Genomic DNA, 21,085 nt, shown 5'->3' with positions numbered 1-21,085 from the left:
TGCCTGCGACCGACAAAGGTCGCAGACCGGCTCTACCCGGTCCTGCTAGCCCTTCTGCGTGATGAACGATGCTCTACGGTCTGCATCTCCCCAATTTTGGCCCCTTCGCCGATGTGCGTTTGCTGTGTGATCTGGCCCAGGAGGCAGAGGCTGCCGGCTGGGATGGCTTCTTTCTCTGGGATCAGATTGCGCGCACGACCCTGGCGCCGACCAGCGATCCGCTGGCGGAGGTTTGGGTGACCTTGACGGCCATCGCGCTGCAAACGCAGCGTCTGCGTTTCGGCCCACTGGTGACGCCGCTGCCGCGGCGCCGTCCCTGGGAGCTGGCCCGTCAGGCGGTGACCCTCGATCATCTTTCGGGCGGGCGCCTGGTCTTGGGCGTGGGACTGGGTGGTGGCTACTTTGATTTTGCAGCCCTGGGGGAGCCTTCGGATCTGAAGGTCCTGGGGGCCATGCTCGATGAGGGCCTGGCTATCCTCAGTGGTCTGTGGAGTGGCCAGCCCTTCCATTTTGAGGGGCGCTACTACCATATTCTGGAAGCGCACTTTTTGCCGCCACCTCTTCAACAGCCGCGTATTCCGATCTGGGTGGCCGGCATGTGGCCCAATCGCGCTCCGCTGCGCCGCGCGGTCCGCTGGGATGGCTTCATTCCCATTGGGCGTGATCTGGCCCTGACCGAGATGCTCTCGTCCGAGACGATGGCCGAGATTGTGGCGGCCCTACAGCAGTTGCGCTCGCAGCCGGGACCGTTTGAAGTGGTGCATTTCGGGGTCAGCTCCGGGGAGGACCCCGAGGCTGATCGAGCGCTGGTGGCGGCCTACGCCCGCGTCGGGGTTACCTGGTGGGTCGAGAATATTGTGCCAGAGCGCTGGGGTACCTGGCAGCAATGGCCGCTGGAGGCCATGCGCCGGAGGATTCGCCAGGGGCCGCCGTGCTAGGGCCTCTCTTCTTGCCTGCTCCGTCGGGCCGCCCGCGCTCGCTGTGCCTCCCTGGTCTGCTCCCGCCGGCTGGCTCCGACCCCCAGCCCTCTCCGCTGTGTCTTATTGCTCCTCTGCCCTGCTTCCACCAGGCAGGCGGCTGCGACAGAATTGCGACAAAAATTCGATACGGCCATGACAACTCAGGACTAGACTCCTTTCCTGACAGAGATGGCTGCCTGCGTGTGCTCGTCGCCTGGAGGCGTGAGAGTAGCGGATTCAAACCTGGACCGCGCAGCTATGATGCCAGGAGAAGAAAGGAGCATCGTTCTCGTGTTGGATGACGGAAGAAAGGATCAGGCCACTGTTTGGCAGACCAGGTCTCCTTTCGAGGGCCTGTATGGAGAAAAGGAAAGCTTTCAGCAGCAGGAGCTGCTCATGGACGCCGCCGTTGCTGACCAGTTCCCCTTCACAAACCACCGGTCAGGGACTGCAGAGGCTGTAGACGAGTCGCCGCCCTCAGAGAGTGCTGAAGCCGTCTTGGGCATGCTGAGTTACCTGGGTGGCTGGCTCTCGGGTCTGTTGGTTCTGCTCTTTGGTAGCCGGAGCCGTCTGGTGCGTTTTCATGCCCTGCAATCGTTGTTCTTTTTTGGACTGATCACTCTCATTGATGTATCCATGCTGATGGCACTCATCTATGTGGGCCGCCACTACTTCTGGTGGTACTCGTCTTCCCTGCACACTCTGGCCATCTGGTCCTGGCTGCTACTGTCTGTCATACTGCAGGCGGCGGCCGTGACGGGCTGGCTCATTGGCATGATTCAGGGAGCACGCCGGCGCTTCTACCTGATGCCAGTGGTAGGCCGCCTGGCTCTGGCCCTGGTTGGCCAGAAGCGGGAGATCATACTGAAGTGATTGAAGAATGGCCATGAAGAAGCTCTTGCTTGTTGAGGATGCGCAGGATCTGGCGCAGCTCATTATTCGCGAACTGAAAGCGGACGGCTACGAGGTCCTCTATGCTCCCGATGGCGTCGAAGCGTTACGCCTGCATGAGGAGCAACGCCCTGCGCTCGTCATTCTGGACTGGATGCTTCCGCGCATGGATGGTCTGGAGGTGCTGCGCCGCCTGCGTCAGCAAGCGCCCACCCCCGTGCTCATGTTGACGGCACGGAGTGAGGAGACCGATCGCGTGGTAGGTCTGGAGCTGGGGGCCGACGATTACCTGACCAAGCCTTTTAGCATGCGTGAGCTGTTAGCGCGGGTGCATGCGCTCCTGCGCCGTGCCGAGCTGATTCAGCAGATGCTGCAGCGCGACCTGGCCCGGGCGGAGCGACCCCTTATCGATGGACCGCTCTGCCTCGACGCCCAGGCCCATTTAGTGACCCTGGACGGCCAGCCGCTCGATCTCAGTCCGACTGAGTTTGAACTCCTTCATCTCTTCCTGCGCAGTCCCGGACGGGCCTTCAGCCGCGCTTACCTCCTTGATACGGTCTGGGGTGAGAGCTATGTCGGTGGCGATCGCTCGGTGGATAATACTGTGCTGCGCCTGCGCAAGAAGCTGGGAGCGCTGGGGGAAGCCATCGAAACGGTCTGGGGCGTAGGCTATCGCTGGCGTGCGCATAGCCCCTCAAGGGCGGGAGGAGAGCGATGAAAGAAAGATGGACGAAGCTCTGGTTGGGGGCCACACGCAGACGCGCTCTGTTCGAAGCTGTCGTGTTTGCTTCACTGCTGAGCGGCTTTATCCGTCTGGTGTCTGCTACGGAGACGGGACGTGAGTTTAGCCTGGTGCTATTGGCGCCTTTCGGGATGGGCTACTTCGCCCTGCGCGCCGAGCTTGGACCCCCACCCTGGAGGCGGCGCTGCGCGCGCGAGTTGGCCTGGGGGGTGCTGCTTCTCTTGTTGCTCGCTGGACTGCCCTTTCTCCTGCTGAGTCTGGGGTCTCGGCTGGGGACCAGGCTCTTCTTCCCCAGGCTGCCCATGTTCCCTGTGTTCGTGTTGGGAATGGCGTTGGCCACCCTGGTTGGTTATATTGTCTGGCGTGGCTGCCTGTGCCTGCTCTTTCTGTGGAGCCGCCTGCGGCGCAAACAACTCTTGTGGGCCTTGACTCACGCTCACGCCATGATGGTCCTGCTAGCAGCGGGGCTGGTCATTCTCCTCTTCGATCTGCTGATCCTCTCCAACGTGAGAGATCTGGCCCTGCTCATCTCGATCACGATGGTGCTCGGGCTGATGTCGCTCATCGCTTTACTGGCGGTGATTCCCCCGACGGCTTTCTTTTCCTACCTGGTGGTCCGGCGGACCACGGCCCGTCTGCGCGTGCTGGCGGAGGCTGCCCATGCCTTGCGCCAGGGCAACTATGAGGTGCGCGTGCCTGTCGAAGGCGAGGATGAAGTAGCTCAACTGCAGGCCGACTTTAACGCGATGGCCATCGACCTGGAGCGGGCCCTGCGCGAGCTGAAGCGGGAGCGCGATACCGTGGCTGGACTGCTCAAGACCCAGCGCGAGCTGGTGGCCGCCGTCTCCCATGAGCTGCGCACACCCGTCGCTACCGTGCGGGGCTATCTGGAGGCGGCCCTGCGGCGCCTGGACCGCGGCGAGCTGCCGGAATCGCTGCCACGGGATCTGGAGGTGATGGAGGCTGAGGTGCTGCGCCTGCAACGGCTGGTGGAAGACCTCTTTGCCTTGGCCTGCGCTGAGGTTGGGCGTCTCACCTTGCGCTGCGTGCCGACCGATGTGGGAGAGCTGGTACGCCGCCTGGTAGAGGCGCGCGCGCCGCTGGCCTGGCAGAGCGGACGGGTGCAGGTGGTGGCAGAGACTCCTCCAGTGGGTCCCCTGGCTCTGGTTGATCCCGAGCGTCTCGCTCAGGCCCTGCAGAATCTGCTGCACAACGGCATTCGCCATACGCCGCCGGGGGGCATTGTGGCCGTGGCAGTCTCTCAGGAGGGGCATGAGGTGGTGATTCAGGTGCGCGATACGGGCGAGGGTATCCCCCCCGAGGAGTTGCCGCGGATCTGGGAGCGCTTTTATCAGGCTTCCAGCAAGCTGCGTCGCGATGGCAGCGGCAGCGGCCTGGGCCTGGCCCTGGTCAAGGAGTGGGTAGAGGCGATGCAGGGCAGAGTGGCGGCCACCAGCGTGCTCTCAGAGGGCAGTTGCTTTATCCTCTATCTTCCTGCCGTCCCCAGCGATTCCGGCCTCATCTCCCAGCAGAGGCCGGCGGCTTCGCACGAACCAGAACCGTCTCAAACTGGTCGGCAGTGGACACGGCTCAGCAGGGTGGGCATGGACGAGCCTGAGAGCCAGCTTGTTCTTCAAGGGCGGCAGGAGCAGCAGTAGCGTCTGCTTTTCTTGTAGCCTGCTTTGCAGCATAGCGCCTCGTTGTGGAAATAAAGTGTGTGTTTGCTGTGTTTTTCTTAATAGATAGAGTGAATGCACTGAAACCGACGCCGGTAATGGTGCGTGTGGCTAGATGAGAGTAAGTAGATCGTGCCCGGCTCGCCGACGCGCGCGAAGAAGAGGGGGAAAGAGGGCCTGTCGGGAGGGTGCGCAGCGCACGGAGTGGGCGGGTGAGACTGGCCGGCTGCGAGTGCACAGTCCTCGTCAACGACCCCCGGCTCAAGCCAGGGGCTTGCCCGCAGCCGCATCGGCCCGGGCTTCAGGCTGGTTGACGGCAGCCCACTGCCCCGCAGAACAGGAAAGCACTGTGGCTGGGTTGACCTGCCCCTCTGCCGGGTGAGACGAAGCCATTGCTGACTGCATGTCAGTGCCTTTGGTCTCACGAGGAGTATTCTCCCACGGGGAGACTGAAATGTCAACGGCGCAAGCAGAGAGCCGTTTTCCCCCTGGATTCATCCAGGGGTCCCCGGCGACACGTCTTTATGGAGGTACCTCATGCCCGAGCGTGTCCTGACCATTGCCGACCTCTGTACTGCCATTGCTGAAGGCCGAATCCCTGCTACGGTGAAAGGGTCCACCTATCATGTCAATGCTCTGGAGCTGCGTCGCTATCTCAACCGTTTGCGCCCGCTTCCCTTTATTTCGGTCAGGCGTTCGCTTCACTGCTCTCCCGAGTCCGGTCGGCGCTGCACGCCGTAGCGTGGTTGGGAGGAGGCAGGCTGTTGACTGTCAACGGACCCCCTCGCTGGCAGCCAGCCGGGGCTGTCAGCAGAGTTGCTTTCCCGCTCAGGAAGCACTATAATAAGGGCCGGTGAACCGAACGAGACGAGGCCTCAGCCCGGGGCTGCCCATGTTGGCGCCGCTGGTTCACCAGGAACTGAGCTGAGATGAAATCATCCGCTGCGAGTGCAAGTCGATGGCGTGAGCCAGAGAAGGTGCCGGTCCCTTCCTGGTGGCGCGGCCTCGCGGCCTGCGCTCGCTGCCGTAGAAAGGCGTTTCATGGAGCCACTGGAGTCTGATTATACACCGCTACCGAGCCGGCGCCGGCGGGCTGCCGATCCAGCGCGGCGCTACAATTGGCTCTTGCTCTTCCCCGTCGTGGGGATCTGTGTCGTCTTGCTCTTTGCCGCCGCCGGCCTCTTTCAATTCAGCCTGGCCCCCATCATCGACGGCCTGATGGGGTTCCTGATTCTCCTGTTCGCCCTCTTTGTCGTCGCAATCTTCTGGGCCTCCGCGCCCAGGCAGGGCGAGCAGTCGTAGCAAGCGCCAGCCGACTGGTGCTCTGGCTCTTGCTCCTCTCGCCGGTACACGTGCCAGTGGCAGGCAGGAGGAGAGCCGCAAAGGGCCGCCTCTTGTGCTTGCCGCCTTCCTGCGCTGCTCTGGGCGGCTCATCCTGGCCATATTGGTGAGGACGTTGCCCGACTCAGGAAGGTCGTCTTGTTCAGACAATGGACAAGCCTTGGAGGGCGGCCCTGGATTGTCTTCTTCACCCTCCACTGGTCGCTTCCGCGCGACGACGCTTAACGCAAAGGCTGCCAGCCCTCTGCCGGCAGCGCTATCCCCGCATCCTCTCCCCACAACGCTCGGGCAATCAGTTCTGCTGACTCGACCAGGCGTGGCCCGGAGCGATTCAGATAATGGTTTCCATCGATGAGGTAAACGCGCCCCTCGCGCACGGCGCGCAGCTCCGGCCAGAGGGGATGCTGTTGGAGCAGGGCGGCGTCTTGCCGCGTGCGCTTCACATCGAAGCCACAGGGCGAGAGGATCAGCACCTCTGGATCGGCCTGGCGCAGCTCGTCCCAGCTAATCCAGGGGGCGTGTTGCCCGCTGGCGCTCAAGACGGGCTCGCCGCCGGCATAGACGATCAGCTCGGGGGTCCAGTTGCCGGCTCCCATCAAGGGATCGAGCCATTCCAGAACGGCCACGCGGGGAGCCTGTCCTCGCCCGGCGCTCAGGCGAGCGCAACGCTGGCGCAGCTCCTCCAGGCGTTGCTGGTAGCCGGTGATCAGGGCCTCGGCCTCAGCTGCGCGCCCAAGGGCCACCCCAACACGCCGCAGGTCCTCCCAGACATCGCTGAGGCGATAAGGGGCCAGAGAAACAATGCGGGGCTGCAGGCCCGTCAGCTGCCGGACCGCCTCGCTGACATCGCGCTCGCTGACGGCGCAGACCTCGCACTGGGTCTGGGTCAAGATCACATCTGGCCGCAGCTCCTGGAGGCGGGCGACGTCGATCTGATAAATGCTCAGCGCCTGGAGGGCTGCCTCATCTCCGACCCGGCGCGTGTCAGCAAGCTGACGAATCTGGGCATCGATGCCGGCGCTACTGGTGCTGATATCGATCACAGGACGGCTCAGGGCGGGCAGGCGCTGGACTTCGGGTGGATAGTCACACTCGTGCGAGCGCCCCACCAGTTGCTCGGTGCATCCAAGGGCGGCCACCATCTCTGTGGCGCTGGCAAGCAAGGAAACGATGCGCATTGTTGCTCCCTCCCTCCGTTCTTCTGCCGGCGGCGTCCTCCCTGCTCCTGAACAAGTCAGAGCAGGACGGTTGTCGTGCCCGTGGATGGAAGCAGCCGGAGCCGTCGGGCACAGCCAGGAGAACAGGTCATTGCCGTCATCTGATCAGCTGTGGCTGAGCCTCTGTTGTTTGGTCTAGGGCCTGGCTCTACTTCTGGTATCACAGAGCCACTCACCGGCCAGCCTCAGCGGTCTGAGCTTGCCAGCTTGCTGGCACCAGGACCTGCAGAGGCTCGGGTGCAATACGGACAGTGATGGGGGTTTGCCCCTTGACCTCGCCATCCAGAGTCACCTCGCAAGGTCCGGCGGGCGTGCTGATCGTGACACTGGAAGCTCTCCAGTGATGCAAGCCCGGCAAGGTTGTCAACTCGGCGGGGTGACGAGTCGTCCCTGCGCTTGCCTCGCCCTGCGTGCCCTCACTGCCCGCGAAGAGCTGGCCGATGGCCGCCGCGATTTCCTTCCAGTCCGGTCCCTGGACCGCGACAATATCGAGCAAGTGGTCAGTCACGCTGGCGCCTGGAATGCTGAGCTGCAGCGGGCCGCCAAAGACAGGGGCATTGATCACCGCGACCTGCAGCACCTGATAGCGCAGCTCGTCCTCCGACTGCCTGGCGGAAGCAGGCCCGGAAAGCCCCTCAAACTTCAGAACCACTTCTAGCGGCTCGTGTGCACGCAGAGCTTCCAGCGCCGCCACTGGGTAGGTCATGGCGCCGAAACGCTCGCGCATCTCGCTGCTGGTCGCAAGGCGCGCGAATTCGACATTCAGCCCGATCGTGAGGGTATGACAGAAGTAGTCGCTCCCGGCCTCCTCCTCGTCGCTAAGGCCAGAGGCTGAAGAAGAGGCCGCTGTCGGAAGGGCCATGCCGACGTCGACCGCCGCCTCCTGGCCGGCCACAATTACCTCGACAGCACCGGCCAGGTCCTGGGGAATGGCCAGCGAGCGGGCAGTGTCGTTGGCCGTGCCCAGTGGCAGGATGGCCAGCCGCGGCCCAGTTTTGATCACGTGCCTGATCATGCCGCCGACCAGGCCGTCGCCTCCTGCCGCGATGGCCAGATCGATGCCCTGGGCCAGCCAGGTAGCCCCCTGCGGGGGTAGCTCGTTCAGGCTCGTAATCGGCTCAACTCTCACCAGCTCGATGCCAGCCTCTTGCAGCAACTTGAGGGCTTCTTCAAGCTGCGGGGCCCGGCCAGAATGGGGACTGTGGATCACGATAGCATGGCGTTTGCCCGGCATTGGTTCCTCCCGACTCTCGTAAGAAGTCGCCTTCTGGTGGCTTCGCTGAGGAGTATATACCGTTGCTGAGCGTCCTGTAAACAGGCCTCGCTCCTTCAGGCGCCATCGGAGCGACCGGTAAGGCCGGGCCGACCTGGGCAGGAGCCTGCTCTGCCCCCTGCCTGCTGGAAAGGTTGAGAAGCGATCGCTCTTGCACCCCCACCATTTTTGCCGGATAATAAGAACATCATTTCAGTTTGGCACCGATGCCCACGCGCAGCGCCAGGCGCGCCCATCGCTACCCGCCGCAGGGTTGGCACCATCCGCGGCTGCGATTCTCAGGAGGTTGTGTCACTGTGTCTGAGCATGAACAGACATTCCAGGCGCCCACCCCTTCCCCGTCTTCGGTCCCGCTTCCGCTTCGCCTCGTCCCGCTCTCGCCCGGCCTGGCTGTCGGACCGATCTGGCTCTACCATTCTCCTGCCCTGCAACAGCCATCTCAACCTCAGCCAGCGGCTGCAGGCAAGGGCCGCAAGCTGACGCCGGACCAGGTCGCCGAGGAGCAGCAGCGCCTGCGTGCGGCAGTTGAGCAGGCAGTGGCCGAGCTGCAGGCTTTGACCGCCCAGGTTGCGCGCACGGTGGGCAAGGAAGAGGCCGCTATTTTTGAGGCTCATCAGTTGATTCTGCAGGACCCTGAAATCCTGGATGCCGCTATTGAGCGCATCAGCCAGCAGAGTCTTTCCGCCGAGCAGGCCCTACGCGAGGTTGCCGAGGAGAATGCCCAGGTCCTGGCCGCACTCGACGATGAACTGCTGGCGGCGCGCGCCAGCGATGTGCGCGACGCCACCGGAAGAGTCCTGCGCCTGCTTTCGGGAACCCCTGCTACTTCTCTGCTGCCCCAGCCCGCCAGTGTGCGGGAGCCGGTGATTCTTGTCGCTGACGATCTGACACCTTCCGATACCGCTACTCTTGATCCAAAGCTTGTGGCCGGTATTTGCACTGTGTTCGGTGGCCCGACGACCCACGCCGCCATTATCGCCCGCTCTCTGGAGATTCCTGCCGTCAGCGGCCTCTCTCCCGATCTCTTTGCTCAACTGACGCCCGGTCAGCGTATTGCCCTGGACGGCGGGCGCGGCCTGCTCTATCTGCAGCTGACGCCCGAGCAGGAGCGTGAACTGCAGCAAAGGGTGCAGCAGCAACAGCAGGAACGAGCAGAGCGACAGCAGCAACGTGAGCGTTGGCGCGGGCGTCCGGGCGCGACCGCTGATGGGACCCCAGTTGCCATCTTTGCCAACGTAGGCGATGAGGAGGGAGCAAAGCAGGCTGCCGCCTTGGGGGCCGAGGGGATTGGCTTGCTGCGCACTGAGTTTCTCTTTGGTGGTCGGGAGCAGTTCCCCGACGAAGAGGAGCAGGAGACGGCCTATCGACGTCTCTTCCACGCCTTCGCCGCCGGGCAGCCGGCAGGCAAGACCATCATTGCCCGCACGCTCGACGCAGGGGCTGACAAGCCCTTTCCAGCGCTGGAAGTGCTCATTGGATCGCTGCAGGAAGCCAATCCGGCCCTTGGTCTGCGCGGGGCGCGTATCCATCTCTGCCATGAAGAGCTGCTTCGCCAGCAGCTGCGGGCTTTGCTGCGCGCCGCTCACGCTACGGGTATTACCCTGCAGATTATGTTTCCTATGATTGCCACTCTGGAAGAGGTGCGACGCCTGCGTGCTCTCACTGAGGAGGTACTCGCCGAGCTGGAGGGGCAGGGGCTACAGCTCACGCCGAGGCCGGCGGTTGGCATCATGGTCGAGACGCCTGCTGCCGCCTTGATGGCCGATGTCCTGGCGCGCGCAGTCGATTTCTTTAGCATCGGCACCAATGATCTCTATCAATACGTCATGGCGGTCGATCGCACCAATGGGCGCGTAGCCTCGCTCTTTGGGCGCCTGGAGCCAGCGGTCTGGCGGGCCATTGCCCAGGTGGCGCGGGCCGGTCAGCAACATGGGCGCCTGGTCGCCGTCTGTGGCGAGCTGGCGGGCGATCCCCTGATCGGTCCTTTGCTGGTCGGCCTCGGGGTCCGCGAGCTGAGCATGAACCCGCCAGCTCTGCTGGCCGTCAAGGAGCGGCTCGCGCGTCAGCCCCTGGCCTATTGGCGAGAGCAGGCCCAGCGCCTGCTGCAGGCTGAGAGCGCCGCTGAGCTGCAGCATATGCTAGAATCTATAGCGTAAGCTGGGCAGACGGCAGCAACAAAGGCAGACGAGCGGACCAGACAGGCAGGCCGACAGACAGACAGACAGACAGACGGGGCCTCATGCCCGGTGGTGAGGGTGGTGAGGCCAGGCCCGGGCCAGTTGAGGCAGTCCGCCTGTTCTCTTTCTCTGTTGACCTGTCTGTCGGCCTGCCTGTCGGCCTGTCGATCTCTCTGGCTGAAAGCTGGCCCCCCATTGGGGACGGAGCCGTGTAGCTTGGGGTATGAGGGCTGCGAGCAGCTGGCCAGGTGATGAGCTGTTAAGCTGTGCAAGAGGAGTAGATTTGCATGGGTGTGATTCATCGTCTCCAGTCTCAGGAGCAAGGAGAGCTGCGCTGGGAAGGCGTACCGGTGCGGGCCTATGGACCGGAGAATAGCCGGGCCAAGGATGCAACGCGCCAGATCCTGATCGGCAACGACGAAGGAGCGCAGAACTTCCATCTGCGCTATTTTGCTGTGCAGCCGGGCGGGCATACCTCGCTGGACCAGCATGCCCATGATCACGGCGTCTATGTGCTGCATGGGCGGGCGCGCCTGCGCCTGGGTGACGAAGAGCACGAGGTGCGCGCAGGCGATGCCATCTATATTCCGGGCAACGAGATTCATCAATTCTTTGCCCTGGGCGACGAAGCCTTTGGCTTCCTGTGCGTCGTCCCGGCCAAAAGATGAGCGGGCGGGGGCGAACGAGCAGTATGCGTGCCGTTGAGTATCACAGCAACCAGGACGTGCGGGTCGTGGAGCTGCCGGAGCCGGCCATCGGTCCCGGCGAGCTGCTGGTGCGACTGGTGGCCTGTGGCATCTGCGCCAGCGATGTCATGGAGTGGTATATGCGCCCGCGGGCCCCGCTCTATCCTGGTCACGAGCCGGTGGGCGTAGTCGAGGCTGTTGGGGAGGGCGTGGAGCAGTTCAAGGTGGGAGACCGTGTCTTTGTGCACCATCATGTGCCGTGCATGGTCTGCCACTATTGCCAGCGAGGAGCCTTCTCACAATGTCCGACCTTCCGCGCTACCCGTCTTGATCCCGGGGGCCTGGCCGAATATATTCGGGTCCCTGCTCCCAACGTTGAACGCGACGTTCTGCCGCTACCCGCCTCGCTCTCTTTCGAGGCGGCCACGTTGATCGAGCCGCTGGCCTGTTGTATTCGCGGTATTGAGCGCGCCATGATCCAGGCCGGCGATCGTGTCCTCATTCTAGGGGCAGGCAGCAATGGCATCATGCTTGCCCAGCTGGCGCGCCTACGAGGAGCTGTGCGTGTAATGGTTGTGGACCCGATTGCCTACCGACGCCAGCGGGCACTAGAGGCAGGGGCCGACCTGGCCTTTGATCCAGAAGGGGAGCCGCTGCTGCCGCGTGTGCTCGCCGCCAACGAGGGGCGCAAGCCCGATGTGGTCATTGTGACGCCGTCGAAGGTCCAGGCCATGCGTCAGGGGTTGGATCTCGTGGGACCGGGCGGCACGGTGCTGCTCTTTGCGCCGCCGCCGCCGGAGGAGCAGCTTCCCGTTACACCAAACGAGCTATTCTTCCGCGAGATTACGCTGCGTACCAGTTACTCTGCCGGCCCCTATGAGACGCGCCAGGCCCTTGACTTGCTGGCCACGGGACGGGTCCGCGCCGAAAGCGTCATCACTCACCGTTTCCCCCTGCAGGAGGCGGCGCAGGCTTTCCGTTTGGTGGCCCAACCAGGCGAGGCGCTCAAGGTTGTGATTCTGGCTGGCGAGGCTGGCGGCGGCTGATCAGGCCGGCTTCCCGTCTCACTTACTCACTCACTCACTCACTCACGCATAGAGCGTGGAGTAACCTGGTGCAAGGAAGCACTCTGGCAGTGTGAGCGAACGAGCATCAGCTTGCCCGAGGGGGGCAGTTGTCCTACAATAGAACCGTATTCGTCGAGTAGCAAGAGAACGACACACACACATAAGGAAGGCAAGAGGATTGGCTGATGACAACAACTCAGGCTCAGACTCAGGTTGAGCAATGGACCAACCTTGCTCAGCAGTTGCGCGTAGATAGTATTCGCTGTACGACCGCGGCAGGCTCGGGACATCCGACCTCCTCGCTCTCTGCCGCCGATTTGATGGCAGTCCTGCTGGTCAGCTATCTGCGCTACGACTTTGACAATCCACACCATCCGAACAACGACCATCTGATCTTCTCCAAGGGCCATGCGGCGCCGCTGCTCTATGCCATGTACAAGGCGGCGGGTGCCGTTACCGACGAGGAGTTCCTGACCCTGCGCAAGCGCGGTAGCCGGTTAGAGGGGCACCCGACGCCGGTCTTGCCCTGGGTGGAGGTGGCGACCGGCTCCCTTGGCCAGGGTCTGCCGATCGGTGTGGGGATCGCCCTGGCCGGCAAGTATCTGGATAAGCTGCCGTATCGCGTCTGGGTGCTGCTGGGAGATAGCGAGATGGCCGAAGGCTCGGTCTGGGAGGCCATCGAGCATGCCGCTCACTATAAGCTGGATAATCTGATTGGAATTCTCGACTGCAATCGCCTGGGCCAGCGCGGCGAGACGATGCTGGGCTGGAATACAGCAGCCTACGCTGAGCGAGCTGAGGCTTTCGGCTGGCGGGCGCTGGTCATCGATGGGCATAACTACGAGGAGATCGATCGTGCCTATGCCCAGGCCATGAAGGCGGAAGGGGCCCCCACGCTGATCATCGCCCGCACGGTCAAAGGCAAAGGGGTCTCGTTCCTGGAGAATGCCGAGGGCTGGCATGGCAAGGCCCTCAGCAAGGAGCAGGAGGAGAAGGCCCTGACCGAGCTGCCTCATGTGCGCAGCCAGATCTTCACGGTACAGAAGCCCGAGAATCTGCAGCCGGCTGCTGCGGGCGAGCGCAAGCCTCTGGAACTGCCGCGCTACGCTAGTGGTCAGGAAGTGCCTACGCGCAGGGCCTATGGCGATGTACTCAAGGCTTTGGGGGCGGCCTATCCTGAGGTGGTGGCCCTCGATGGCGAAGTCAGCAACTCGACCTACGCTGAGGAGTTCGCCAAAGCCTACCCCGAGCGCTACTTTGAGCAGTACATCGCGGAGCAGCAAATGATCGCGACGGCCATCGCCATGAGCGTCCGCCAGCGCATTCCCTTCGCCTCGACCTTCGCGGCCTTCCTGACGCGCGCCTATGACTTTATCCGTATGGGGGCCATTTCGCGCGCCAATATCCGTCTCTGTGGCTCGCACGCCGGTGTTTCGATCGGTGAGGATGGGCCTTCTCAGATGGGCCTGGAGGACCTGGCCATGATGCGGGCCGTCTTCGGCAGCACGGTGCTCTATCCTTGCGATGCCAACCAGACGGCGAAGCTGGTGGCTCAGATGGCGGAGCACGGTGGCATCGTCTATCTGCGCACAACGCGCGAGAAGACGCCGGTGATCTATAGCCCCGATGAGGAGTTTCCCATCGGTGGGAGTAAGGTGCTGCGCAGCTCGGAGAATGATCAGGCCACGATCGTGGCGGCTGGTATCACGGTCCACGAGGCCCTCAAGGCCTATGAGTACCTGAAGTCCGAGGGCATTCTGGTGCGAGTGATCGATGCCTATTCGGTCAAGCCGATCGATGAGGAGACGCTGTTTCAGGCAGCTGATGAGACGAAGCAGCGCATTGTGACGGTTGAAGATCACTGGCCGGAGGGTGGCCTGGGCGAGGCGGTGCTGGAGGCCTTTACACAGCGCGCTGGGCCGCTGCCGCGCGTGGTCAAGCTGGCTGTCCAGGAGATGCCTGGCTCGGCCAAGCCTATGGAGCAGCTGGAAGAAGCCGGCATCGATGCCCACCATATCGCTCAAGCGGTCAAGGCGCTGATTCATCACTAGCTCTCTCCGCTAGCGTTGATAGGTCCGTTCTGCTGCCAGCGCGAGTACTGTCGGCGGCAGAACGGACCTGCCACCCGCGCCTTGAGTCACGTTCCGGCGCTCTCTCCCTCTCTCCCCTTCCCCCTCCCTCAATGGGCTGCTGGACCTGCTGGAGGCCCTGGCCGCCCGCCAACGCTGCGCACGCACGAGGGCAATGCTATCTCCTCAGCTGGGTGTGCCTGACAATCTCGTTTGGCCCGGTCGCGACCTGCCTCGAACCGGCTGCCCCCTTGTTCTCTACAGAGACGGCTTGCTTGACGGCAGGCCCCTCCGGGCCGTATCATGGGGCCGTACTGTTTGCCATCGTCGAATGGCAGCCGTTGCCCCTTACCTCTCTCGGCGCTGGCGCGCGTGGGTGAGGTGGGACGAGTGGGCGCGGCTATGATTGATTAACAGGTTGAATGGTGCAGTGAGTGAGTCAGGAGACAGAATCGCTGGAGTGGCGTTCGGTCAAAGAGGCGCTGGCCGGCTTTTCAGCTGAGGAAGTGCGCTCGGCCCTCAGAAGAAGGCCAGCGGTCGTCGCCTATACCGATGGAGCCTGCATCAAGAATCCGGGAGGTCCCGCTGGTTGGAGCGCTATTCTGGTGCCGGTCGAGCGGCTCGATCTGCCGCTGACCGAGCTCCCTGCCGAACGCATCGAGGCCCACGGACATATTCCTCCCTCGGTCACAACGACTAATAACCGGGCTGAAATTGCAGCCTTGCTGGCAGCGCTGAGCCTGGCCCCGCCGGATCGCCCGCTCAAGATCTGGAGCGACAGTCAGTACACGATCAAGGTGGCGACGGGAGACTACAAGGCGCGTATGAACCCCGACCTCTGGCAGCTGTTCCGGTGGCTGGCCAATCACCGTACAGCTCCTTTGTCCTTTAGCTGGGTGCGCGGTCACGCCGGGCAGGCCCTCAATGAGCGCGCCGATGAGCTGGCCGGACTGGGCGCCTGGCAAGATGATCGCGCCGCTTACGAGCAGTGGCTGCGCTCGCAGCAGCCGGAGGCCCGTTCTGGCGCCAGGTTCGAAGCTGATCCGCGCAGAAGTGGGCGGGAAACGGCGGACGAGGTGCGACCCTCGGCCTCTGAGCTGGCCCTCATGCGCGATCAGGTCCAGGAGCTGCTGACGCTGCTGGAGAGCGGGCGCATCGCGCTCAGAGACAACGAGCGCCAGTTTCTGTATAACATGGCCCAGCGCTTGCGCTACCCGGACTTTGCTCCGACGGCGGGCCAGCGGAATTGGCTCAAGGGTCTCTCTGCCCGCGCTCGCCGCATGCTTTGAGAGGAAGCTGATGGGGACCGCTGACTGATCGCTGAGCGGCTGAGGCGTTTCTGCTTCTGGTCTCTGTTTCTGGGAAGGATGGTTTTGTGTGATCGATCGGGATTTAGTAGAGCGCTTTACTGCCTTGTTAGAGCTGGTCAGGCCCCCGGTAGGGTTGGCCTTTGTCGAGGAGGTGCCCCCAGGGATTGAGCATACGACTACGGGGGTCCCCTCGGCCTGCACCTTCTGGCGCCTGGCCGAACAGGGCGTCTTCTATGCAACCGCTGACGATCATCAGCAGTGCCCTATCGGGATGATCACAATGGGCTTCCTCTCACCCGACGCCCTCGACGAGCGGGCGCGCGCGCTCGTGCAGACAATGGCCAACGTTGGCTACTTCTCTCCCGAGGAGCTGCGCGGTCTGCCGGTTGTGGAGAAGGAGCACACGGCCATTATCTATGGGCGTCTCGATCGCTTCCCTGTCGAGCCAGATATCGTGCTGGCGCTCTTGAATGCCCGGCAGACCATGCTGGTCGCCGAGGCCCAAGGTGCGGCCAATTGGCTGGAAGGGGGCCAGCTCGCCTTTGGGCGCCCAACCTGTGGGATCATTCCCCGCACGTTGCGCACAGGCCAGCCTTCTCTCAGCTTCGGCTGTGTGGGGGCGCGCACCTATGTGGGCATGGAGCCGTCCCAGATGGTGCTGGCCTTTCCAGGGAGCCACTTCGCCCAGCTGGTTGCGCGCCTGGAGGGAAGCGTCACGGCCAATGAGGCCCTGGCGCCCTTCCACGCTCAGCAGAAGGCGAGCTTCCCCGCCTGAGCGACGGGGACAGAAGAAGAAGAAAGCATGCCTGCTTTGCTTCTCTTTTCTTTTCTCGCTGGCGCTTCGCAAGCTTGCCTGCCGCTGCGGAGCGCCAGCGGCTATAGCTGCTGATATTTGCTATGAGACCACAGCACAATAGGCGAGGAAGGACACACAGTGATGCCTCTCTCGGTGCCAAATCAGGCGCGCGTGCTCTTCAACCGTCGCGTCCCGCTGCGCGACGGGGTCACGCTCTCCGCCGATGTCTATCTGCCGATCCAGGGCAAGGGGCCGTGGCCGGCGATTCTCCTGCGCACGCCCTATCTAAAAGCCCAGGCGCAAGTAGCTCAGCGGGCCCTGGCCTTTGTGCGCTATGGCTATGCCTTTGTGGCGATGGACGTACGGGGACGCGGCGACTCTGACGGCGAATTCGTCCCTTATCGCCATGAGGGACCTGATGGCTACGATGCCATCGAATGGTGTGCTGCTCAGGACTGGTGCGATGGCAATGTAGGCACGCTGGGCGCCTCCTACGCGGGCCGCATTCAGTGGCTCGCAGCTCTGGAGCAGCCGCCTCATCTCAAGGCGATGGTGGTGCTGGTCGCGCCCTCCGACCCCTTTGTCGAGATACCGACCGGCCTTCCCAGTCCCATGCACCTCTGCTGGGAGCACTACGTCAGCGGGCGCGTCAATCAGCCAATGGAGCTGGTCAACTGGGAACAGGTCTATTGGCATCTCCCCCTGCTGACAATGGATGAGCGCGCCGGGCGCTTCAATCCCAACTGGCGCGAACAGATCGCTCATGCCGCACTTGATGACTACTGGTTGCCCCTTTGCTACCAGCGCCGCTTTGAAGAGCTGGCTGTGCCGGTGCTGCATATCTCCGGTTGGTACGATGACGAGCAGATCGGCACCCCGCTCAATTACATTGGGATGACCACGCGCGCCGCGACACCCGCAGCCCGCACCAATCAGCGCCTGCTCATGGGTCCCTGGGGCCACCAGGTGAACGCGAGCAGGCGGCTTGGAGAGATCGACTTCGGCCCCCAGGCTCTGATCGACCTCGATGCCGAAGAACGACGCTGGTTCGATCGCTTCCTCAAGGGGCGCCGCCTGGAGCCGCCGCCGGCACCGGTGCGCCTTTTCATCATGGGGGCCAATTACTGGCGCGATGAGCAGGAGTGGCCTCTGGCGCGTACGCGCTGGACACGCTTCTACCTGCACAGCGGCGGGGCTGCCAACAGCGGTTTTGGCGATGGGCACCTCTCTACCAGGCCTCCCGAGGCCGATGAGCCGTATGACAGCTACCGCTACGATCCTGCGCGGCCCGTGCCTTTCATCACTGAGCCAACCTCGATGCAGATCGGTGGCCCCGACGATTACGCCGCTATCCAGCGCCGTGATGACGTGCTGGTCTATGTCAGCGAGCCGCTTCGAGAGGACCTGGAGGTCACAGGCCCCGTGCGCCTTGAGCTGTACGCCTCCTCGTCAGCGCCCGATACCGACTTTATGGCCATGCTCTTCGACGTCTGGCCGAACGGCTTTCGTCAGCGCCTCTGCGACGGCATGGTCCGCGCTCGCTTCCGCGAAGGCATGGAGCATCCCACGCTGATCGAGCCAGGTCGCATCTATCGCTATGAGATCGACTGCTGGAACACGGCTCAGCTCTTCAAGGCGGGCCATCGTATTGGCCTCCAGCTCAGCTCTAGCGCCTTCCCCAAGTACGACCGCAATCTGAATACCGGGGCGACGCTGGGCCTGACCAGCGAGATGGCGGTGGCCGAGCAGCGCATCTACCACGATCATGCTCATCCTTCGGCTCTGGTCCTGCCGGTCATTCCCCCGGCTGCTTCGCCCTCACCTTCGTTCTCGTCCGAGCCGTTGCGGCAGACAAGCAAGTGAGCGGCACCTTGACAAAGCCTGGCTCGTGCAAGATGATAGAGGGCAAAGAAGCGAAGGGAGCTGAAGCGAAGCGGGCCTTCGACTCAGGTTGGGCAACTGTTGGTGCTGGCGCGTCCAGTGAGAACCCGTCTGGGGCAGCGCCAGCCTGCAAGTGGAGCCCACCAATGTTATGGGGGGAAGAGCAGTGACTACCATTAAAAGAGAGCCAGAGGCGCAAGAGCAAAGCGTAAGTGCGCATCCAGAGCAGCAGCCGGCGCCCGCTCAAGAAGAGCAAGGCCAGCCACGAGATACACGTAATCCTGGTGTGCCGCTTGATCTGGGCTGGCTGCGGGAAGTGCGCGCCAATCGCAGCGCCGTCGAGCGCCGGGCGGCCACTCTGCCGACGCGCCGCACCGTCAAGCGCGAATGGCAGGCTGCCTGGCTGCTTCGAGCCATCACCTGTCTGGACCTCACCACCCTGGCTGGGGACGACACGCCCGGCACGGTGCGCCGGCTGTGTGCCAAAGCGCGCCATCCTGTGCGCAGCGAGCTGCTGGAGGCGCTTGGAGTCCCCGAGGAGCGTGTCCAGGTAGCGGCAGTCTGCGTCTATCACAACCTGGTCCCGGTGGCTGTGGCGGCCCTGCGCGGTACCCAGATTCCTGTGGCCGCCGTTTCCACTGGCTTCCCTGCCGGCCAGATCGCGCTGGACCAAAAGCTGGCAGAAATCGCGGCTTCGGTGCGTGCCGGTGCTCGTGAGATCGACGTGGTCATCTCGCGTGCCCACGTCCTGACCGGCAACTGGCAGGCCCTCTATGACGAAGTGCGAGCCTTCCGCATTGCCTGTGGCGAAGCCCACATGAAGACCATCCTGGCCACGCACGAGCTGGCCACGCTGCGCAACGTTGGCATGGCCAGTCTGGTCTGCATGATGGCTGGGGCTGATTTCATTAAGACCTCTACCGGCAAGGAAGCCGTCAATGCGACTCTGCCGGTGGGCCTGGTCATGACGCGCGCCATCCGCGAGTACTACGAGCGCACGGGCTATCGGGTTGGCCTGAAGCCTGCTGGCGGCATTCGCAGCGCCAAGACGGCCCTCGACTGGCTGATCCTCATGAAAGAAGAGCTAGGCGATGAGTGGCTCAGCGGTCGCCTCTTCCGCATTGGAGCCAGTGGGCTGCTCTCCGACATCGAGCGCCAGCTCTCCTACTTCGTCACCGGCCATTACGCCGCCGCTCACTATAATCCCCTGGTCTAGTGATCCAGGCTCAGGGTCATGACCGAAAGAGCCGGCTCGCCGGCCTGACGTGGACGGGGGCCTGCCTGTCCCGCGTTCAAGTGACCAGTGTTGTATAGACGACAAGGCGAAGCTGTGTCTGATGCTCGCTGGCGATCCAGTCGCCAGCGCAGGTGATCAGATTGAGGTAGTGGCCACTGGTATCGGCGAAAATCTGCTGCAAAGGGGCCTGCTGCGGGGGATAGTAGGCCAGCGTGCGCACCCGGAAAGACCACCAGTGCCCCTGGCTATCGAGCACCTGAACAAGGGCGCCCGGCTGCAACTCGCGCAGGCGCCAAAAGACAGCTGGCGCTCCCCCGGGACGATCGAGATGGCCATCGATAACCGCGCTGCCACGCTCGCCGGGGCGCGGGCCGAGCCGATACCAGCCCACATCATCCCAGGGTTGGCGCGCTGGCACCTCTAGCTCGCCGCTGGCCGTTACCCCGACCGCCTCGATGGTGGCATTCACGCCGATGGTCGGGATGCGCAGATGGGTCGGCAGCCCTGGCGGCCCGCTCTGTGCGCGCGGCGAGTGATCAGGAAGGCTGGCCTCTCCCACCACCAGCGGTTGACCATCGCGGACGTGAGTTTGAACAAGGGCCGCTCCGGGCGTGCCACAGCTGGTCAGCAAGAGCAAGACAGCCAACAACAGAGAGCAGGCCCTCAGCAGCAACTGCAACCCAGGTATCCTTCTGCCTGAGAGAAGACTCCTCGGCTGCCAACGCCGACCGCGGTCTTGAACCTGTGACCGCGCCTTCTGCCTCCGTCTACTTTTAGCGTCGGCTGCGCAGCAAGAGAGTTGTCGATCCACCGATCAAAAGCAAGAGCAGTGTCAGGACCAGCGGCAAGGCCACAGGCACGCCGACCTGAGCAGACGGATTGGCAGAGGTTCCGGGGTCGCTACCGGTGTCTGGCAGGCCGGGCGTTCCCGCAACCTGACGCGCTACCAGCTCCAGCTTTGGCGTCCCCAGCGGTAGCCCGATGCTGAAAATACTGGTAATCTGGTTGGCAGCCACCTCCAGCGTTGTCTGCTGAGAGATGTGTTGCTGCGCCAGGTCCACATCGAAGGTGTAGCGCCCTGGGGCCAGGAGAGTGTAGTCACTGGCCTGCAGATACTGCAGATTCTTAATCAGCGGAGCACCATTGGCGGTCAGCGTGGCCGGCCCGCCCTCGGGCGAGAGGTGATAGAAGCGCAACTTGGCCTTGCCGGTGGCCAGACTATTATCCTCCTTGAAAACCACCAGCGATAAGCCAGTCGCCTGGACACCAATAGCCGCCACCGTATAAGCGAAGCCTGGCTCAACTGACAGGGTCTGCGTAATCACCGCTGCATCTGGTCCCTTGCCGATCAGCGCCACCTGCACCTTGTGTGGCCCTGGTGGGATGGCCAGATAGTCGGTGACCGTGCCGAACTGGAAGTTGCTCAAGGCCCGCTGCCCATCGAGAAAGACGTCGGCCACACCGATATCGGGTGAGGCATGCATGATACGCACAAAGGCCGAGGGGGAGGCCGCTGCCTTCTGGGCGAAGCCGAGACCCGGGGCCCAGGCGAGCGCAGCAAAACAGAGCACGGCAAGCAGCCCTAGAAGGCTGCCCATCTTGGGATGGCGATGGGGGCTGTTTCTCATAAACTCTCCTCCTGAGATCGACTTGTCCCTCCCTTTGGTCGGTTGGGCTTGCTCCCAAACAGAAGTGCTTTCTGGTGATAGAACGGACAATGATGGTTACGAGTAAAGTGAAATTTTTGCATCAGGCATTCTCTC

General features: G+C 63.2%; 18 protein-coding genes. 14 read left to right on the top strand and 4 right to left on the bottom strand.

Features of this window, described 5'->3' with window-relative positions; translation table 11 throughout:
- The first annotated feature begins 68 nt into the window (after window positions 1-68).
- From BGC09_RS10285 to BGC09_RS10260, 6 genes are all read left to right on the top strand, one after another.
- A complete protein-coding gene (locus tag BGC09_RS10285) occupies window positions 69-938 on the top strand; it encodes an LLM class flavin-dependent oxidoreductase (RefSeq protein WP_069803919.1) in 870 nt (289 codons plus the stop codon).
- Between the two features lie 312 nt (window positions 939-1,250).
- Window positions 1,251-1,832 carry a DUF4870 domain-containing protein gene (locus BGC09_RS10280; protein ID WP_069803918.1) on the top strand — a complete coding sequence of 194 codons (582 nt, stop codon included), beginning with the start codon at window positions 1,251-1,253 and terminating at the stop codon, window positions 1,830-1,832.
- A 7-nt stretch (window positions 1,833-1,839) separates the two neighbouring features.
- The gene (locus BGC09_RS10275) at window positions 1,840-2,568 is read left to right on the top strand and encodes a response regulator transcription factor (protein ID WP_218104012.1); all 729 of its coding nucleotides are present in this window, start codon (window positions 1,840-1,842) and stop codon (window positions 2,566-2,568) included.
- Entirely contained in the window at window positions 2,565-4,250 is a 1,686-nt protein-coding gene (locus tag BGC09_RS10270) for a sensor histidine kinase (RefSeq protein ID WP_069803916.1), read from the top strand. Before BGC09_RS10275 ends, BGC09_RS10270 begins: the two co-directional genes overlap by 4 nt.
- 555 nt (window positions 4,251-4,805) lie before the next feature.
- The gene (locus tag BGC09_RS10265) at window positions 4,806-5,009 is read left to right on the top strand and encodes a hypothetical protein (protein WP_069803915.1); all 204 of its coding nucleotides are present in this window, start codon (window positions 4,806-4,808) and stop codon (window positions 5,007-5,009) included.
- A gap of 300 nt (window positions 5,010-5,309) precedes the next feature.
- Window positions 5,310-5,570, top strand: a complete 261-nt coding sequence (locus BGC09_RS10260; RefSeq protein WP_069803914.1) for a hypothetical protein — start codon at window positions 5,310-5,312, stop codon at window positions 5,568-5,570.
- Window positions 5,571-5,830: 260 nt separating this feature from the next.
- Here the strand turns inward: BGC09_RS10260 and BGC09_RS10255 are convergent, their stop codons facing one another.
- Together BGC09_RS10255 and BGC09_RS10250 are read right to left on the bottom strand one after the other, a co-directional pair.
- Window positions 5,831-6,787 carry a cobalamin-binding protein gene (locus BGC09_RS10255; RefSeq protein ID WP_069803913.1) on the bottom strand — a complete coding sequence of 319 codons (957 nt, stop codon included), beginning with the start codon at window positions 6,785-6,787 and terminating at the stop codon, window positions 5,831-5,833.
- A 211-nt stretch (window positions 6,788-6,998) separates the two neighbouring features.
- Window positions 6,999-8,060, bottom strand: a complete 1,062-nt coding sequence (locus BGC09_RS10250) for a diacylglycerol/lipid kinase family protein (protein WP_069803912.1) — start codon at window positions 8,058-8,060, stop codon at window positions 6,999-7,001.
- 335 nt (window positions 8,061-8,395) lie between these two features.
- On the opposite strand from BGC09_RS10250, the gene ptsP reads away from it, so the two are divergent.
- The 8 genes from ptsP (at window position 8,396) to deoC (ending at window position 19,301) form a co-directional block, all read left to right on the top strand.
- Window positions 8,396-10,255, top strand: coding sequence for a phosphoenolpyruvate--protein phosphotransferase (ptsP, locus tag BGC09_RS10245; protein ID WP_176728898.1), 1,860 nt, complete (start codon window positions 8,396-8,398; stop codon window positions 10,253-10,255).
- 308 nt (window positions 10,256-10,563) lie between these two features.
- Window positions 10,564-10,944: a cupin domain-containing protein gene (locus tag BGC09_RS10240; RefSeq protein WP_069803911.1), complete on the top strand. Its 381-nt coding sequence runs from the start codon at window positions 10,564-10,566 to the stop codon at window positions 10,942-10,944.
- A 23-nt stretch (window positions 10,945-10,967) separates the two neighbouring features.
- A complete protein-coding gene (locus tag BGC09_RS10235; protein ID WP_069803910.1) occupies window positions 10,968-12,008 on the top strand; it encodes a zinc-dependent dehydrogenase in 1,041 nt (346 codons plus the stop codon).
- A 206-nt stretch (window positions 12,009-12,214) separates the two neighbouring features.
- Entirely contained in the window at window positions 12,215-14,080 is a 1,866-nt protein-coding gene (locus BGC09_RS10230) for a transketolase (RefSeq protein WP_069803909.1), read from the top strand.
- 452 nt (window positions 14,081-14,532) lie between these two features.
- Complete coding sequence (locus tag BGC09_RS10225; RefSeq protein ID WP_069803908.1) at window positions 14,533-15,387, top strand: RNase H family protein; 855 nt, start codon at window positions 14,533-14,535, stop codon at window positions 15,385-15,387.
- Between the two features lie 88 nt (window positions 15,388-15,475).
- Window positions 15,476-16,183 (top strand): DUF169 domain-containing protein, encoded by a 708-nt coding sequence (locus BGC09_RS10220; protein ID WP_069803907.1) that lies wholly within the window; start codon window positions 15,476-15,478, stop codon window positions 16,181-16,183.
- A 162-nt stretch (window positions 16,184-16,345) separates the two neighbouring features.
- On the top strand, window positions 16,346-18,067 hold the full coding sequence (locus BGC09_RS10215) for a CocE/NonD family hydrolase (protein WP_069803906.1): 1,722 nt from the start codon (window positions 16,346-16,348) through the stop codon (window positions 18,065-18,067).
- Window positions 18,068-18,236: 169 nt separating this feature from the next.
- Window positions 18,237-19,301, top strand: a complete 1,065-nt coding sequence (deoC, locus tag BGC09_RS10210) for a deoxyribose-phosphate aldolase (RefSeq protein WP_084658363.1) — start codon at window positions 18,237-18,239, stop codon at window positions 19,299-19,301.
- Window positions 19,302-19,377: 76 nt separating this feature from the next.
- On the opposite strand, the gene BGC09_RS10205 is transcribed toward deoC, so the two are convergent.
- Window positions 19,378-20,001, bottom strand: coding sequence for a class F sortase (locus BGC09_RS10205; RefSeq protein WP_069803905.1), 624 nt, complete (start codon window positions 19,999-20,001; stop codon window positions 19,378-19,380).
- 94 nt (window positions 20,002-20,095) lie between these two features.
- Window positions 20,096-20,950, bottom strand: a complete 855-nt coding sequence (locus BGC09_RS10200) for a DUF4397 domain-containing protein (protein ID WP_069803904.1) — start codon at window positions 20,948-20,950, stop codon at window positions 20,096-20,098.
- Window positions 20,951-21,085 lie beyond the last annotated feature (135 nt).

The organism is Thermogemmatispora onikobensis (genome assembly GCF_001748285.1).
GTDB lineage: Bacteria > Chloroflexota > Ktedonobacteria > Ktedonobacterales > Ktedonobacteraceae > Thermogemmatispora > Thermogemmatispora onikobensis.
Note: the sequence above shows the minus strand (reverse complement) of the source record. Positions and strands in the feature narration are given on the sequence as shown.